The organism is Stappia sp. TSB10P1A (genome assembly GCF_900185725.1).
GTDB lineage: Bacteria > Pseudomonadota > Alphaproteobacteria > Rhizobiales > Stappiaceae > Stappia.
In genome coordinates this window covers 86,564-103,245 of the sequence record NZ_FYAU01000020.1, presented here as the reverse complement: position 1 = coordinate 103,245, position 16,682 = coordinate 86,564, and the positions used below count along the sequence as shown (strand labels likewise).

The 16,682-nt window shown below is 67.7% G+C and carries 15 protein-coding genes; 1 reads left to right on the top strand and 14 read right to left on the bottom strand.

From position 1 onward, the window contains the following. Positions 1 to 97: 97 nt before the first annotated feature. From TSB10P1A_RS08435 to TSB10P1A_RS08385, 11 genes are all read right to left on the bottom strand, one after another. Positions 98 to 3,118, bottom strand: coding sequence for an AMP-binding protein (locus tag TSB10P1A_RS08435; RefSeq protein WP_186387470.1), 3,021 nt, complete (start codon positions 3,116 to 3,118; stop codon positions 98 to 100). Positions 3,119 to 3,441: 323 nt separating this feature from the next. Then, on the bottom strand, positions 3,442 to 4,386 hold the full coding sequence (locus TSB10P1A_RS08430) for a Pnap_2097 family protein (RefSeq protein WP_256376455.1): 945 nt from the start codon (positions 4,384 to 4,386) through the stop codon (positions 3,442 to 3,444). Between the two features lie 57 nt (positions 4,387 to 4,443). Continuing rightward, the gene (locus TSB10P1A_RS08425) at positions 4,444 to 5,253 is read right to left on the bottom strand and encodes a class II aldolase/adducin family protein (protein ID WP_186387468.1); all 810 of its coding nucleotides are present in this window, start codon (positions 5,251 to 5,253) and stop codon (positions 4,444 to 4,446) included. A 64-nt stretch (positions 5,254 to 5,317) separates the two neighbouring features. Continuing rightward, on the bottom strand, positions 5,318 to 6,343 hold the full coding sequence (locus TSB10P1A_RS08420; RefSeq protein ID WP_186387467.1) for a TauD/TfdA family dioxygenase: 1,026 nt from the start codon (positions 6,341 to 6,343) through the stop codon (positions 5,318 to 5,320). 38 nt (positions 6,344 to 6,381) lie between these two features. Next, positions 6,382 to 6,807, bottom strand: coding sequence for a PaaI family thioesterase (locus TSB10P1A_RS08415; RefSeq protein ID WP_186387466.1), 426 nt, complete (start codon positions 6,805 to 6,807; stop codon positions 6,382 to 6,384). 82 nt (positions 6,808 to 6,889) lie between these two features. After that, positions 6,890 to 8,689 (bottom strand): fatty acyl-AMP ligase, encoded by a 1,800-nt coding sequence (locus TSB10P1A_RS08410; protein ID WP_186387465.1) that lies wholly within the window; start codon positions 8,687 to 8,689, stop codon positions 6,890 to 6,892. Continuing rightward, complete coding sequence (locus tag TSB10P1A_RS08405; protein WP_186387464.1) at positions 8,665 to 9,495, bottom strand: thioesterase II family protein; 831 nt, start codon at positions 9,493 to 9,495, stop codon at positions 8,665 to 8,667. Before TSB10P1A_RS08405 ends, TSB10P1A_RS08410 begins: the two co-directional genes overlap by 25 nt. Beyond that, positions 9,492 to 10,784: a cytochrome P450 gene (locus TSB10P1A_RS08400; protein ID WP_186387463.1), complete on the bottom strand. Its 1,293-nt coding sequence runs from the start codon at positions 10,782 to 10,784 to the stop codon at positions 9,492 to 9,494. Before TSB10P1A_RS08400 ends, TSB10P1A_RS08405 begins: the two co-directional genes overlap by 4 nt. A 124-nt stretch (positions 10,785 to 10,908) precedes the next feature. After that, positions 10,909 to 11,796, bottom strand: a complete 888-nt coding sequence (locus TSB10P1A_RS08395; protein WP_186387462.1) for a cyclopropane-fatty-acyl-phospholipid synthase family protein — start codon at positions 11,794 to 11,796, stop codon at positions 10,909 to 10,911. 10 nt (positions 11,797 to 11,806) lie between these two features. Then, a complete protein-coding gene (locus tag TSB10P1A_RS08390) occupies positions 11,807 to 12,094 on the bottom strand; it encodes an acyl carrier protein (protein ID WP_186387461.1) in 288 nt (95 codons plus the stop codon). Positions 12,095 to 12,126: 32 nt separating this feature from the next. Continuing rightward, complete coding sequence (locus tag TSB10P1A_RS08385) at positions 12,127 to 13,104, bottom strand: acyl-CoA desaturase (RefSeq protein ID WP_244293042.1); 978 nt, start codon at positions 13,102 to 13,104, stop codon at positions 12,127 to 12,129. A gap of 350 nt (positions 13,105 to 13,454) precedes the next feature. Between TSB10P1A_RS08385 and TSB10P1A_RS08380 the strand changes: the two genes are divergently transcribed. After that, entirely contained in the window at positions 13,455 to 14,078 is a 624-nt protein-coding gene (locus tag TSB10P1A_RS08380; protein WP_186387460.1) for a LysE family translocator, read from the top strand. 108 nt (positions 14,079 to 14,186) lie between these two features. Here the strand turns inward: TSB10P1A_RS08380 and hypE are convergent, their stop codons facing one another. The 3 genes from hypE to TSB10P1A_RS08365 are packed head-to-tail and all read right to left on the bottom strand — an operon-like array spanning position 14,187 to position 16,680. After that, complete coding sequence (hypE, locus tag TSB10P1A_RS08375) at positions 14,187 to 15,209, bottom strand: hydrogenase expression/formation protein HypE (RefSeq protein ID WP_186387459.1); 1,023 nt, start codon at positions 15,207 to 15,209, stop codon at positions 14,187 to 14,189. Between the two features lie 47 nt (positions 15,210 to 15,256). After that, positions 15,257 to 16,393 carry a hydrogenase formation protein HypD gene (gene hypD / locus TSB10P1A_RS08370; protein ID WP_186387458.1) on the bottom strand — a complete coding sequence of 379 codons (1,137 nt, stop codon included), beginning with the start codon at positions 16,391 to 16,393 and terminating at the stop codon, positions 15,257 to 15,259. After that, on the bottom strand, positions 16,390 to 16,680 hold the full coding sequence (locus TSB10P1A_RS08365; protein WP_186387457.1) for a HypC/HybG/HupF family hydrogenase formation chaperone: 291 nt from the start codon (positions 16,678 to 16,680) through the stop codon (positions 16,390 to 16,392). Before TSB10P1A_RS08365 ends, hypD begins: the two co-directional genes overlap by 4 nt. Positions 16,681 to 16,682: the final 2 nt, after the last annotated feature.

The window sequence follows — 16,682 nt, the reverse complement described above, 5'->3', positions numbered from 1 at the left end:
CGCTTGCCACGGCATCCTGCGGAAAACTAGCATTTTTCGCTGGCCCTGGGGCGATTAACGCGGTGCTCGGCAGGGATGCGCGGCGCTCCGGCCACCGTCAAACCCGCCGCACGGCGCAGAGGACCGCTTCCTGCGCTTGTGCCGCCTCCGCCAGTTCCTCCGCGATCGTCTCGCGCATGTGGCCGGCAATGGACCGGATATCGGCGTCGGAAAAGGCCTTGGAGCGGTAGAGGAACCGCAGCACGCAGCCGTCGCTATAGGTGCGGGCGAAGACCAGCGCCTCATGCGGCAGCGAGGCCCGGACGACCTGCGGGATCGCGTCGAGGGACAGGCCGGCCGGCATCGCCTCGCTGACGTCATAGCCGTCGAGCGCGAAGCTGATACCGGTGACCGGGTGGAGATGCGCGTCGTCCGGCTCGCCGATCAGGCGGGCGAGATCGCGGAAGCAGACATCCTGGTGCTCGCGGGCGGCCTCCAGCAGACGCGACAGGCCGGCGACGATGGCCGGCGTGCTCTGATCCGCCCCGTCGATCCGCAGCGGCACGGCGCTGAACAGCAGGCCCAGCGTGTCCAGCAGTTCGGGGCGGTAGCGCCCGTGGGTCGTCACCCGGATGATCAGGTCCGAGACACCGCAATGGGCGGCCATCGCCCGGTAGAAATGCGCCATCAGATAGGGAAAGACGCTGGCATTGAGCGCCCGGGCATGGGCCAGCAGGGCATCGTGATCGACGCCGAGCGGCACGGTGAGCATGCGTGCCGACAGGTTCTTCCGATCGAGGCCGGAGACGAAGCGCGGCATCGGCGGCGCGGCCGCGATCTGCGCATGCCAGAAGGCGGTGGCGCGGGCGCGGCTGTCGCCGGTCTCGGCGGTAAGGACCGAGCGGAACGACCCGCGCACCGGCACCGGCGCCCCGGCCAGCGCGTCCTCGATGTCGCGGCGAATATATTCGCGCGACATGCCGTCGCTGATGAGGTGGTGCATCGACAGGACGAGGCGGCCGGCACCCGACGGGCTGGTCAGCAGCAGGATCCGAAAGGGCCGCTCGCCGCCCAGATCGAAGGTCCGCTCGCCGAAGGCGGTGGAAAGCCGGTCGAACTCGGCATCGTCCGCCGCGACCTCCTCGAAATCGCCAGGACCGAAGCCGGTCGAAACCATGGTCTGCAGCAGCGTCTCGCCGTCGCGGCGGAAGCGCAGGTGGAAGCAGTCGTTGAGCTCGGTCAGGCGCAGCAGGACGCGCTTCAACCGCTCGGCCTCGGCGGCGCGGAACGGCATCTGCAGGATCATGTTGATGGCCGCGCCGAAAATGTCCTTGCAGAAGATGTCGAAGATCGTCTGCTGGCGGCTGGTGAGCGGCCGATAATCCTCTTCCGCCGCGTCCGGCAAGGCGGGGGCGCCGCCCGCATTCCCGTTGTCCGCAGTCTGGCGGAGCTGCCCGCCATTTTCGAGGAACCAGGCCGCAATCGCCCGCGGCGTGCCGGCCTCGTAGAAGCGCGGCTGAGGAATGGCGATGCCGAACGCGGTTTCCAGTTGCAGGGCGATCAGGCCGAACATCAGCGAATTGCCGCCAAGGCCGATGAAATCCGTATCGAGGCCGCAGGGCCGGCGCAGCACCTGCGAGATCACCTGCTGAACGTGACGCTCCGCCGGGTCGCCCTCACCCGTCTCGGCAAGGCCCGTCTGTTCCTCGGCAAGCGCCGCAGCCGCCTGCGCCGCGAGGGCTGCGCGGTCGACCTTGCCGTTCAAGGTGACGGGGAAACTCTCGATCCGCCGGTAAAGCGAGGGCATCACCGCCGGATGCAGGGCATCGGAGAGCCGCTCCCGCAGGGCCGGTTGCAGGTCCGGCGCGCCTTGCCAGAACAGGGCGAGCGTCTCGCCCGGCACCTCGGGCGGCGACAGCTTGACGGCAACCGCGCGCGTGACGCCCGCGCAAGCCTCGGCAAGGCGTTCCACCTCGCCGGCCTCGATGCGGATGCCGTTGATCTTCATCTGGGTGTCGAGGCGGCCGAGCAGGAAGAGATCGTCGCCGATAACCTCGCCCCGGTCTCCCGTGTGATAGGCGTACCAGCCCGGCCGGGCTTGCGGGAACGGATCGGCCGTCCCGTCACGGCGCCGGTAACCGTTGGTCAGGTAGGGCGACGCCAGCACGATCTCGCCGCTTTCGGCAAGGTCGAAGGACACGTCCTCGCCGATGGGACGGCCGACCGGATAGAGCGCGCCGCGCGTCGGGCAGCCTTCATCGATCAGGCGACAGAACTTCGCCATCGTGCCTTCCGAGGGGCCGTAGAGATTGTAGATGCGTCCGGCATAGCGGCGACGCAGAGCGGCAACGAGCGGCACCTTCAAAGGTTCGCCGGCAAAGAACAGGGCGCGGACGTCGAGCTGCGGCAGATCGCCGGAGGTCAGCCAGGCGGAAACGATGGAGGGCACCACATGGGCGATGTCGATCCCCTGCGCCGCCAGCCAGTGCCAGCCGGAAGCGATGTTGAACCCGGCCTCGACATCCGGAATGACCAGCGTGCCGCCGGTCACCAGCGGCAGCAAGAGGTCGCGATACATCACGTCGAAGGAGAGCGGCGTCAGCCAGGACACGCGCGGCGCGGTGCAGAAGCTGGCGACGAGGCCCGACTGCCAGGCCATGAAATGGTCGATGCCCTCCATCGTGCCCTCGATGGCCTTTGGCTCGCCGGTGGTGCCGGAGGTGAAGGCGATATAGGCCGCCTGACGCGCAGCGCGCGGCGCGATACCGCTCGAGGGATCCGGCAGCGGCACCTTGCCGTCGAGATCGGCGACAAGGGCGGCGATCTCCCGCTGGTCGCTCAAGCTGTCGCACCAGTCGAGCAGCGCCTGCTGGCGGGCGAGCGGCAGGCGCTCGTCGACGGGCACGGCGACATCGCCCGAGGCCATTGCGGCGAGAAGGCCGACGCCCGCCTCGATCGACGGGCGGCCGTTGATCCCGACAAGCCCGGGAGCGGAGCGGGCAAGGCCCTGGCGGCCGGCCCTGCGGATCGCCTCGTGCAGACCGGCATAGGTCAGTCGGCGCGGCCCCTCCTCCATCGCGACGCGGTCGCCCTGATCGAAGGCCAGTTCCTCGATCCGCCGCAGCACGGACTGTGTCATCAATATCTCCCACAGGGCGAGGCCGACCCACAGCCAGAACGGGACGAACGCAATATGGCCCGCAGCGGCCTGCCCGCTTCCGCCATCCGGACGGATTTGCCTTGAAACGGCATGAGCTTACAGAGTGTCCGCGGTTCGGTGGGACCAGGAGAGGGGTAGCACGACAACGTAGCGATGTAAAATTTGCAATGTGACAACCACGCAGGGAAATCGCGACTGACCGGACGCAAGATGGCGGGAGGCCGAGTACCCGAATACGCATGGCCGCGGGCCGCGCCGGCAATCTCCCAATGCCCTGTCCGGTCGCCCCGCCGGCGGTCGGCTCAGCCCGGGCAATCCGACCGGTCGCGGCACTCGACCTCCCGATGCGCAGGCGCGCGCCTCGAGCCGGCGACCTCGACGCGGCTGCGCACGCTCAGGACGTCGGCCATATGCTTGCCGTCGGTGGCGCGGGTGACACGGCCGCGATGGCGCCACAGCAGATCGTCGCGCTCGAAGTCGACGAGTTCGATGGAGATCGCCTCGCCGGGGTCGATGTTGGCGTGATAGGCGACGCTGCGCCAGCGGGTGATGGCGTTGCGGGCAAAGTCCGGATCGACGTTCCATTCCGCCCGGTCGACGAAGGCCGGCACATTGGCGAAATAGAGAAAGCCGGCGCCGTTGAAATCCTGCGAGGGACAGGGAAAGAAGAGCTGTGGCCGGTGATCGGCGGTGGCCGCAGCCCCGTCGTCCCAGATCCACAGGTTGCCGTCGACGCCCGACAGATCCGGTTTGCTGGCCTGCGAGACCGGCGGCAGACCCTGGATCTCGACCCGAACCACCGAGCGGTTCGAGGTCTGGCCGTTGCGATGCACGAAGACGGAGACCATGCGCACGATGCCGAGCAGCGCCCCGCCAATGCTGAGCCGGTGCTCGCTTTGCACCTGGGTGCGCGACAGGCGGAACAGGCTGGAGCGGATCACCAGCGTGTCGTTCTCCTTGGCAAGGTCGAAGCGCGCGCCCTCGATCCGCACCGAGCGGAAGGCGGCATAGACCGTGTGTCCCGCCTCGTCGTAGAAGTCGGGGAAGTCGTGCTCGGCCATGCGCGCAAGCTGGATCCAGTGGCGATGGCCCAGTTCCTTCAGCAACCAGGCTTCGGACAGGCCGCTGAAGGCCAGATGCGGCATGCCGAGATGGACCCGATGGGTACTCGCCCACCCTGCCGCCCGCTCCCGCTGGGACAGGGCCCCTGGACGGGTTGGGGGATTGTTTCTCTGTTGCAGTGACACGGGACCTGATCCTCCGCGATTTCGAGATCGGACTGTCTCGCCGACCACGGGCGCCGCCTATTCCAGCCGGTCGGTGCCGGTGTCCCTGGCCCAGAGCGGACCGCGGTCGCGCCGCACCTTGCGCATCATCGCGTCGAAGAGCTTGGCGGCGAAGGCATCGCCTGCGATCAGCTCTTCCGCCGCTGCCGCGCTGCGGTGGCGCACCTCGTCGGTGAGCGGGGTGTTGGCGCCGGGCAGCATGCCGGCCTGGCACTGGATCTCGGCCGCGCGCTGCGCGTTGTAGAGCAGCCAGAAGGTGCGCGGCACGTCGCGTTCGCCGACCGCGATGCCGTGGTTGCGCAGCACCAGGACGCTCTTGTCGCCGAGGCTCGCGACCATGCGCGGGCGCTCGTCGGCAAAGACCGTCACCCCCTCGAAGGCGTGATACCCGACCCGGCCGAAGAGCTGCGCCCCGTAGAAGTCGTCATAGGTGAAGCCGCCCTCCTTCAGCGCGATGGCCGAGATCGGCGTCGTGTGCGTGTGGGCGATGCAGTGGATGTCGTCGCGCGCCTCGTGGATCGCCCCGTGCAGGGCAAAGCCCGTCCGGTTGGCCGGATAGTCCGACGGCTCGACCAGGTTCCCCTCGACATCGACCTTGACGAGGTTGTCCGGGGTGATCTCCTCGTAGTGCAGGCCAAAGGGATTGACGAGGTAGTGACGGTCGGGGCCGGGCACGCGCAGCGAGATGTGGTTGAAGATCATCTCGGTCCAGCCGAGATAGGCGACGAGATGGTAGAACTCGGCAAGCTGCACGCGCAGCCGCCGCTCCTCGGCGGCGATCTCGTCCTGTGCCTCGCCGGACTTGGTGCTGGAAACCGTCTTCAGCATGGCTGTCTCCCGTTCGGATGGGGGCGGGTCCGGCGGACAGGCCACCGGGCCGCAGGCTCTCGTTTCAGTGGGCGTGCTGGATCAAGGCGGTGAGCACGCTGCGGTCGCCGGAAAAACGCTTGCGGCCATGCGCGACGAGGATGTTGTCGAGGACGAGCACGTCGCCCTTCCGCCACTGCACCGGCTTCTCGTTTTCCAGCAGCACGTCATAGATGTGCAGCACGTCCTCGGCCGAGATCTCGCTGCCATCGCCATAGCGCATGTGGTCGAGAAGCTGCGGCGCCTCCTCCAGCGCCCGCGCCAGCCGGTCGGCGGCCTCGGTGCGGCCGTCGAGCCGGGCCCATTTCAGCGCCGAGACGGGCGAGAAGATGTGGACCTGGTTGAACCAGACATCGTCGCCGGAGCGCGGATGCTGCCGGGTCGTCGGGCGCACCTCCTGCCAGAGCTGCATCGATCCGTCGTCGAGCCACTCGTAGCGCCAGCCGGACTTCGCCGCGACCTTCTCCGCCTCCTCGCGCCGGTCGGTGGCGAAGACCTCGTGCCAGGTCTTGGGCACGCCCGGCCGGGAGGCGACCTTCTCGGGCAGCGGCAGGTTGCGGCAGAGCTGGACACCGCCATGGGCCTCGAAGCGCTCGCGGACCTTCGGGTCGATCGCCCGGGTGATGGCGCGCATATCGCCGATGGTGGTCTGGCCACCCTCTTGCGGCGGACGCTCGCAGAAGAACGAGATCCGGTCCGGCGAATTGTCGGTGTAGGACATCTCCTGGTGCAGCGGGATCGAGTAGGAGCCGGGGATCTCGGTCGCGGTCATGATGCGGCCGTTGACGACCTTGCGCGGCGAGGTGCCGCCGACATAGTCCATCAGGTCGGGCGCGACCACGTCGAGCACCTTCTGATAGTCGCCGGAGGTGTGGACGCAATCGAACCCGCGCAGCAGGACGCCGCCGTTCTCGTCGAGCTGCGCGGAGATCCGGTCCTTGGCATCGGCCAGATAGGCCGTCAGCTCCGCAAGGCCGACCGGGGCACCGTCCGCGGGCGACCAGACCACGATCGGAATGTCGGGACCGAGAGTGCTTTCAACATGCTGCATGGCGCGAACTCCTGGTTGGGGTGGATCGGAAACTCGCTCTAAGGCTTGACCTGGAAGATCGTGGCGAGCGCGGTCGCCACCAGCTTCTTGCGCGAGCCGGCAAGGGCGTAGACATCGGCGCGGCAGACGGCATGGCGGCCGCCGTAGTGGAGCACCTGGCCGTGGCCGACGAGGGTCTGGCCGACGGCGGGCGCGAACATGTTCAGCTTGTATTCGGAGGTGACGACATCGCCGGCGACGGAGGCGGCCGCCCAGGCGCAGGCGCTGTCGGCCAGGAACCCGATGATCGCGCCGTGGCCGAAGCCGTGATGCTGGGTCAGTTCGCGGCGCATCGGGATGCTGATCTCGACCTCGCCGTGGCGATAGGTGTCGAGGCTCGCCCCGACCCAGATCGCAAACGGCGTCTTGCCGATCACCGCCGCGATCTCCTCGCGCGACATCACCGGCTGCTTGTCCTCCGACATGGTCCCGTCTCACCTCGCCTGGGTGCGAAGGTCGGGCGCCGCGGGCGGCCCCTCCCCCTCCTTCGCCTCATCGTCAGTTCCCTCAGTCGTCGCCGCTCACCGCCTTCGCGGGCTCGGTGTCGGAGGCCGGCGCCGCCCGCCTCATAAGGATCGCCAGCGTCTCGTCGAGATAGCGCTTGCGGGTTTCGGCCCGGCGGATCTTGCCGCTCGACGTCTTGGGGATGGAGCCCGGCTCCAGCAGGACGATCTTGTGGAAGGTCACGTCGGCCTCGCGCAGGATCTCCTGGCGGATCGCCCGCGTCGCCGCGTCGATGTCGATCGACTGGCGATTGCCCATCCGCACTTCCTGGGCGAGCACCAGCGTCTGGATGCCGCTGTCGGGGTCCTCGATCGCGAAGGCGGCGCCGGAATTGGTCTTGAGCCCCGGCCAGGCGCGCTCCGCCACATATTCGATGTCCTGCGGATAGACGTTGTGGCCGCGGACGATGATCAGGTCCTTGTGGCGGCCCGTCACATAGAGCTCGCCGTCGAGCACGAAGCCGAGATCGCCGGTGCGCAGGTAGCGCTCGCCGTCTTCCTCGCCGGCGATACGGGCATGGAAGGTGCGCTGCGAGACCTCCTCATTGTCGAAATAGCCGAGCGGCACATGCGGGCCGGCAACCCAGATCTCGCCGATCTCGCCATCGGGCATGGCGGCGAAAGTCTCCGGGTCGACGATGCGCAGCGTCTCGTCGCGCAGCGCCCGGCCGCAGCCGATCGCCTGCGTCTCGTCCTTCTCATCGATCGGCGCGAGGGCCGAGCCCCGCGCAAGGCCGGCGCGGCTGACCGGGCGCAGGATCGGCACCTCGGACCGGCTGCCGCCGGTGATCAGCAGCGTCGCCTCCGCCATGCCGAAGCAGGGATAGAAGGTCTGCGGGCGGAAGCCGATGCCGGCAAAGGCCTCGCTGAAACGCTGAAGCGTACCGGCGCGCACCGGCTCGGCGCTGTTGAAGGCGAGCTTCCAGGACGACAGGTCGAGCCCGGCATCGAGGATCAGGTCGCGGCGCTCGATACACAGGTCATAGGCGTAGTTCGGTCCGCCGCTGACCACCGCGCGATAGTCGCTGATCGCCTTCGGCCACAGCCAGGGCCGGTGGGCGAAGAGATTGGGCGACATCAGGATGCAGAACGTGCCGAGATAGAACGGCTCCAGCACGTTCGCGATCAGCCCCATGTCGTGATAGAGCGGCGCCCAGCCGACATAGGTCGGGCTGTCGTCATTGCCGAAGGCCTCGGCCATCATCTCCAGATTGGCGGCAAGATTGGCGTGGCTGACCATGACGCCGCGCGGCACCGAGGTGGAGCCGGACGTGTACTGGATGAAGGCGAGCTCGTGCGGCAGCGCCTCATGCGGGTCGGCCGTCGGCGCTGCGCCTGTCTCGTCGAGATCGATGGCGATGAAGGCGGCACCGCGATAGCTCGGCAGCGGGCTGAGCTGGGCATGGACCAGCGCGGCCTGGTCGAGATTGCTGAACACCACGGCGGCGGCCGCGTTCTCGGCGATGGCATGCACGGTGTTGCGCAGGCGCGCGCCCTTCAGCGGCACCATCGGCACCGGCACCACGCCGGCGAAATGGCAGGCGAAGAAGGCGACGACGAAGGCAAGGCCGGTCGGGAACATCAGGATCGCCCGGTCGCCGGGGCGGGTGTGCTGCCGCAGCCGCTGGCCGTAGATGCGCGCCAGCCGGTGCAGTTCGGCGTAGGTGAGCGCCTCCTGTTCGACATTCTCCGGCCCGAGATAGAGGAAGGCCCGGTCATCGGGCCGCGCGGCCGCATAGGCATCGAGAAGGCCCCACAGGGTGGGAACGCTGATGCTGCTCAGATCCCGGCTCTTGTCGAGCATGGTCTTACCTCCGGAACGGTGATGGGACGGGCGGGCATGCCGGTGGGGTCGAACTCGGCCCAGCGGGCCAGGGTCCTGACGAGGAGCGCCTCGAGGCGGCGCGTCCCGTCGGCATCGAAGAAATGCGCCCCGGGCAACTCGCCGCAGGTGAAATTGCCGGTGGTGTGGGCCGACCACTCGATGAGTTCGCGCAGCGACATGATCGGGTCGTCGACGCCCTTCACCGCCAGCATCGGACAATCGAGCGGCGGCTGGCCGGCATAGCGGTAGATGTCGGAGAGCCGCAGGTCGGCGCGGATCACCGGCAGCACCTGGCGCAGCCAGTCCTCCTTGCCGCGCATATGTGCCGGCACGCCGCCGAGGCGATGCAGAGCGGCGACGAGGTCGTCGTCGGGCAGGCTGAAGAGCTCGCCATGGCTCAGCTCGCAATGGGGCGCGCGGCGGCTGGCGACGACGAGACCGGCCGGCATCTCCTCACCGATCAGCCGCAGGAAGCGGGTCAGTTCGAAGGCGATCAGCGCACCCAAGCTGTGACCGTAGAAGACGAAAGGCCGCCGCGATCCGGCGCGCGATCGCAGGAAATTGCGGACGAGGCCGGGAACGAGCGCGCCGGCCCATTTCGGCAGGACGTCGCAGGTTTCCGCCGTGCGGCCGGGAAGCTGCACCCGGTGCAGGGCGACCTCGGCGGGAAACTTCGACTGCCAGGCGGCGAAGGAGTGGCGGCTGCCACCGGCATGGTGGAAGACGTAAAGGTCGACAGCGGCACGTGCCCGGTCGCTGGCAAAGATCTCCGCCTGCGCGCTCACGCCGTCCCCCGTTGGCTGGAGAAGCGGATATCGAGGCGCTCAGGGCCACGCAGGATCAGGCTGTTGGCCTGCCAGCGGCGCTCGGGATCGACCCGCTCAAGGTCGCCATAGCCGGCCATCAGCAGCTTGAGGAAGGCGGCGCCCTGGACGCGGGCGAGCAGACCGCCGAGGCAGGAATGCATGCCGAAGCCGAAGCCGATATGGGCCGTGCCCTTGCGGTCGAGACGCAACGCGTCCGCATCCTCGAACACCTCGCCGTCGCGATTGGCCGAGCCGAGGCAGAGCAGGATCTGCTCGCCGGCGGCAATGTCGATGCCGCCGACGGTGCAGTCCTCCACCGCAAGGCGCTTGGTGAACTGCAGCGGCGTCTCGTAGCGCGTCACCTCCTCGATCGCCGCCCGGATCGCGGCCTCGTCCTCGCCCAGGGCTTCGAACTGCTCGCGATGGTCGAGGATGGCATCGACGAGATTGCCGATGAGGCACTGGGTGGTCTCGGTGCCGGCGACGAAGGACATCACGCAGGCGAAGGCGATCTCCTCCTCGGTGAGGCCGGCGCCGTCGACCTGCGCCTCGCACAGGCGGGCGATGATCGTGTCCTTGCCCGACTTGCGGATGCGGGCCGCGTGCTCGGCGAAATAGCCGGTCAGCTCGCGCATGCTGCTGGCCGCTTTCTGGAAGGCGGCGCGGTTCATCATGCCGGGGTCGAGCAGGTAGCGCACGGCATGGACCTTCTCGGCAATGCCGGGGCGGGCCGCCTCCTCGACCGCCATCCAGTCGCACAGCACGTCGATCGGCAGCGGCGCGGCGATATCGGCCATGATATCGCAGCCGCCGCGCGCGGCATGGGCGGCGAGCAGCCGCTCGATCCGCTCTGTCAGGACCGGCAGGAGAGCGGCGATCGCCTCGTTGGAATAGGCCTGGTTGACCAGCCGGCGCAGTCGCATGTGCTCCGGATTGTCGGTGAAGACGATGGAGGTCTGCAGGAAGCGCAGCATCTGCCCGTAGTCCTCGAACCGCAGCCGGGCAGCCTGCTTGACCACCGTGTCGGGGATCAGGCGGACGCTGAACTTGCGGCTGCGCATGACGGCGAGCACGTCCTCATAGCGCGACAGGACCAAGGTGCCCTTGGTGCGCAGCACCGGCGCCTCGCGGCGCAGCCGCGCATAGACAGGATACGGGTCGGCGCGGAACGCCGGATCGAGCGGGTTGAAGACGATGTCCTGGCCGGCCGGCGCGCGGGCAGCGGCGCTGCCTGCACGGGGATCTGCTGCTGGGGCGGTGACGGTCATGACGCTGTTCCCTGATCCTGGACACGGGCAAGACGGAGACAAGGCGGGGGCGTCCGGCGGCACGGCTGGCGCCGCCGGTGGTGATGCCGATGCGGGCCGGCGAAGGACGCCGACCCGGCTCCCCTCACATCCTCGACAGTTCGGACACGGGCCGGTCGGTCGGGCGCAGCGAGATGCGCAGCAGCCCGATCTTGCCGGTGTAGAAGCCGATGGAGGTCTGCTTGAGATAGCGCTCGTAGCGCTCGGTGACGGTCTCGCCGACCAGCTTCACCGCCTCGTCGCGCCGCCGGCGCAGGTTGCGCGCCCAGGAATCGTAGGTGCGGGCATAATGCAGACGATGGTTGACCAGATAGGTCACCTCCATCACCCCGTCCGCCGCCGCGGCGATCTCGTCCAGCCGCGGCAGGTCGGCGGCCGGGAAGATCTCCTCGTTGATGAACTGGCTGGCTTCCTCGTTGCGCATGGTGCCGTAGACGAAGGTCTGCAGCGACATGCGCCCGCCCGGCGCCAGCCACGCGGCGCAGGTGGCGAAGAAGTCGCGATAGGTCGCGATCTTCACCTCGCGGCTGTCCTCGGGCTTGGCGAAATGCTCGAAGGCGCCGACGGAGATGATGCTGTCATAGGGCCGGTCCGGCTTGTGCTGGGTCCAGCTCTCCAGCCGCACCTCGATCTGCGGGATGCCGAAGCCGCGCACGTTGTCCGCCTGGTCCTCGCTGAGCGTCAGGCCGACGATCCGCTTGAGGCCGGAATAGCTGCTGGCCTTGCGCACCAGCGCACCCCAGCCGCAACCGACATCAAGCAGGGATTCCGCCCTCTCCACCCGTGCCTCGCGCAGGTGATGGTCGATCTTGCGCTGCTGGGCGGCGGCGAGCGTGTCGTCCTCGCCCTCCCACAGGGCGCTGGAATAGGTGAGCGATTCATCAAGCCACAGGCGGTAGAAGTCGCGGCTGACATCGTAGTGGTACTGGACAGCGGACATCGAGCCGCCGTAGTCGGGCTGTTCGGTCTTCATCGCCTGGCCCTCATCCTGCGGTGACGTGCTGGCGTTCGGCCTCGCGGGCGACGCCGGTGGCGATGTTGTCGAGCGTTTCCGCCTCGAACAGGATCGCGAGCGGGATCTCGACGCCGAGCCAGGTCTCCAGGTCCATCGCCAGCGCCGTGGTCAGGGCGGAGTCGAGGCCGAGGGAGTCGAGCCCGTCGCTGCCCTTGATCGATGCCTGGTCCATGCCGAGCACGTTGGAGATGTAGGTCTTGAGCCAGGCAAAGACGGCGGCCTCATCGACCTTTTCCGCAATCTGCACGTGATCCATGGAAACTCCTCCTCTTTCTTCGGTGCGCGGGGTCAGGCGCTGCGGATTTCCCGGCGCTTGATCTGCTCCTTCGACGGGACCTTGATGTCCCAGGCCTGACCGAGGAGAGCGAGCAAGCAGATGACCCAGTAGCCGGGATCGATGCGGTACCAGGCGAGCCCGAAGGACGCCGAGGCGGGAAAGGCGTGGTGGTTGTGATGCCAGGACTCGCCGAAGATGAAGGGGGCGAGCCAGCCGATATTGGTGCTCTGGTCGTCGGTGGCGAAGCGGCGCCGGCCGATCAGGTGGCAGAGCGAGTTGAGCGCGAAGATGCCCTGCTCGACCACGAACATGCGCACCATGCCGCCCCACAGGAAGCCCGTCAGCGCGCCCATCCAGCTCTGGGTGACGAGCCCGCCGATGGCGGTCGGGATCAGCAGGCCGAGCACGATCCAGGTGTAGTAGTGCCGGTTCACCCAGATGATCACGCGGTCCTTGAGCAGGTCCGGCGCGTAGTGGACGACATTGGGATAGGGATGCGCCACCATCCAGGTGAAATGCGCATGGATGAAGCCCTTCAGCTTCCCCTTCAGACCGCTGCCATGCAGGTTCGGCGAGTGCAGGTCGCCTTCCTGGTCGCCCAGTTCATGGTGCCTGCGGTGCATCGCCGTCCAGGAGATCACCCCACCCTGCCCGGCCATCGACCCGAAGATGCCGAGAGCCGCGCGAACCGGCGCCGAGGCCTTGAAGCTGCGATGGGTGAAGAGACGGTGATAGCCGATCGAGATGCCGAGCCCGCTCAGCGCCCAGAAAACGGCGAACAGCGTCAGATCCAGCACCGAGATCGGATGGAAGAACAGCAGCACGATCGCGCAGACGGTTCCGAAGATCGGCAACACGTCAAACAGGAAGAAGTGCATCCTTTGCATCTTGTGCAGATGCGGACTGTCGATGACCTTCTGGCGCGGCTGCCCGGGCAGTTGCGCCTCCAGGAACATCTCCTGAGCGATCTGTTCGCCTTTGTTCAACATGGCTCTTCCTCCAATCGCAGGCCGCGCTTCGCCGGAACGGACCGTCGGATGATCGGTAAAATCCAAGTATAGTCGTCGCCAATATCAAATAATTTGGCGGAAACATCGATCTATCACTTGTTATAAATTAGCATTATCAATATTCTTGACGAAATACTTTAAAAGTATCTTGTGAGTCACTTTGAATATGAAGGGCGTTTTCAGGATATATCCAGAGCGGCAACTGCGTAATTTTGTCGGGGCCTGATGGCGTCCTGCACAATCCACGCTTGCAAAATCCGACCGCGACACTGTAATGGGGCGCTCGCGCCTTCGCTGTCTTCCGGCCGGATCCAGAGACCCCATCGATCATGACACCCAATGAAGCCAACATGATCTCGGCGTTTGCGATCTATATCGTCGGGGCCGCGAGCCCCGGCCTCGGCAACATGACCATCGCCTCGGCCGCGATCAGCCAAGGCCGCCCGTCCGGCTTCGCGGTGATGGCCGGCGTCATGGCCGCAGGCCAGACCTGGGCGCTGCTCGCCGCCATCGGCCTGTCCTCGGTGCTGGTCACCCTCCCGGCCGCGATGATGGCGGTCGGGATCGTCGGCGGGGTCTATCTGGTCTGGCTGGCCTGGAAGACGCTTCGCAACTGGACGCCGTCGCGCGGACGGGACATGGGGCGCACGAGCCTTGCCGGACACTTCCGCCGCGGCTTTCTGATCCAGATCCTCAACCCCAAGGCCATTGTCGGCTGGATCCTGATCATCGCCGTCGGCGTGCGGCAGGGTTCGCCCTGGCATGCGCCGCTGGTGATCGTCCTCGGCTGCCTGGTTCTGGGGATCTGTATCTTCTCGGCCTATGTGCTGCTGTTCTCCTCGCGCATCCTGCAGCGGGAGGAGGTCGCCAACTCGGCCGGGTTCCGCTATCTGCTCACCGCCGTCTATGGACTGTCGGGCCTCTGGCTGATCGTCGACAGCATTCAGGCCTGAGCCGGCGCCCGCGCGCGATCTGCTCTGCCCGGCGCCAGGGCTTTCAGCAATCCGGTTGCTAGAGCATATTCTTGTCGATCAGGTGATTTCACCTGATCGGAAAGCGCTCTAGCAGATGCGCGGCAGTTGCTCGCCGACCAGCATGTCGACGATGCGCATCCCGCCAAAGGGCGTGGTCATGCGCACCTGCCCCGGGTGCGCGGCGCTCGCCCGGCCGATGGCGACCGCGCCGCGACCTTCCGGCCGTGCGCGCATGGCCGCAAGGGCGGCGGCGGCCTCCTCCTGCGGAACGAACAGGACAAGCGTTCCCTCATTGGCGAGATAGAGCGGGTCGAGCCCGAGGATCTCGCACATGCCGCGCACTTCCGCGCGCAGCGGCAGGGCCGTCTCCTCGATGACGATGCCGACGCCGGCCGCCGCCGCCATCTCGTTGAGCGCGGAGGCAAGGCCGCCACGGGTGCAGTCCCGCGCCGCGCGCGTTGCCGGCGCGGCGGCGATCACCGCCTCCATGAGATGGCCGAGGCCGGCACAGTCGGAGAGGATGTCGGTCGACAGGGCAAGGTCGCCGCGCGCCGCCAGGATTGCCGCACCATGGTCGCCGAGGACGCCGTTGACGATGGCGACATCGCCGGGCTGCAGGAGACTTGCGGCAAGCTCCCGCCCCGGCGGGATGACCCCGACCCCGGCCGTGGTGACGAAGACCCCGTCGGCCGCGCCGCGCCCCACGACCTTGGTGTCGCCGGTGACGATGCGCACGCCGGCCTTGTCCGCCTCCTCGGCCATCGCGGCGACGATGCGGCGCAGCAAGGCCACGTCCGTTCCCTCCTCGATGACGAAGGCCGCCGAAAGCCAGAGCGGCCGCGCACCGCCGACGGCAAGATCGTTGACCGTGCCGCAGACCGCCAGATGACCGATATTGCCGCCGGGAAATTCCAGCGGCGTGACGACAAAACTGTCCGTCGTGAAGGCGAGGCGGGCGCCCGGCTCGGCCAGGGCCGCATGGGTCAGGCGGGCCTGGTCCTCCATCCCCGGCGGGTCGAACACGCCGGTGAACACGTCCTCGATCAGGTCGCGCATGGCCCGGCCACCGCCGCCATGGGCCAGCGTCACATGCGTATCGCGAAGCGCCATTCCTGCTCCCGCCTTCCGGTCACTGTCTCATCTGTACGCCGCCCGCCTCAGGAGGCCAGCGCCCGCGCCCCGCCATACTGCCAATAGGCGGCACAGGCGCCTTCCGAGCTGACCATCAGGGCGCCGAGCGGCGTCTCCGGCGTGCACTGGGTGCCGTAATTGGGGCAGGCCGTCGGCTTGATCCGGCCGGTCATGACCGCACCGCAGGCGCAGCCTTCCGGCTCGGCGATGCGGCGGCTCGCTGCGCCGTATCCGACGCCGAACTTCGCCTCCGCATCATAGGCCGCATAGGCCGGGCGGATGCGCAGGCCCGAGGACTCGATCTCACCGAGGCCGCGCCACTCGAAACTCGGTCGCCGCTCGTAGACATCGGCGATGGCGGCGAGGCTGGCGGGATTGCCCTCGCGCGGGACGACGCGGGCATACTGGTTCTCCACCTCGGCCCGCCCCTCGGCGATCTGCCTCAGCACCATCAGCACGGACTGCAGCAGGTCGAGCGGCTCGAAGCCGGCGACGACGATCGGCTTGCCGAACTCCTGTGCGATGAACGCATAGGGCTCCAGGCCGATCACCATGCTGACATGGCCGGGACCGACAAAGCCGTCGAGCCGCATGTCCGGATCCTGCAGCAGGGCGCGAATGGGCTCCGGCACGGTGATGTGATTGCAGAAGACCGAGAAGTTCTCCAGCCGCTCCCGCGCCGCCTGCTGCAGCGCCAGCGCCGTCGAGGGGGTGGTCGTCTCGAAGCCGAGGCCGAAGAAGACGACCTCCCGGTCCGGATTGCGGCGGGCAAGCTCAAGGGCGTCGAGCGGCGAATAGACCATGCGGATATCGGCGCCGCGCGCCTTGGCCTGCAACAGGCTGCCACGGGAACCCGGCACCCGCATCGCATCGCCGAAGGTGGTGAAGATCACATTCGGCCGCTCGGCGATCTCGATACATTCATCGACACGGGTCATCGGCAGCACGCAGACCGGACAGCCGGGACCATGGATGAACTCGACCCCCTCATGCACCAGCTTGTCGAGGCCGTAGCGGAAGATCGCATGGGTGTGGCCGCCGCAGATCTCCATGATGTGCAGGGGGTTCTCCCGCGTGGCGCCGATCCGCTCGACAAGCCGGGCGATCTCGGCGAGCACGGCCCGCGCCGCCAGGGGATCGCGAAACTCCGAGGCAAACTTCATGTCCGTTCCTCCAGGGCGCGCTGGCCCTCCGCCATCGCATCGAGGGCTTCCTGCACCTCGCCGAGGTCGCGCAGGGCCGCAAGCGTCCGGGCTGCCTCGTCCTCGTCGATCAAGGCCATGGCGAAGCCGACATGGATGAGCACCCACTTGCCCACCAGGCTGTCGAGCGAGGTGCCCATGACGCAGGCGACATTGACCTCGCGCCGGACACCGGACACTTCGGCAAGCGCCATCAGCCTGGCGGGATCGGTGATCGCGACGATCTGTCCGGGAATGCCGAGACACATGG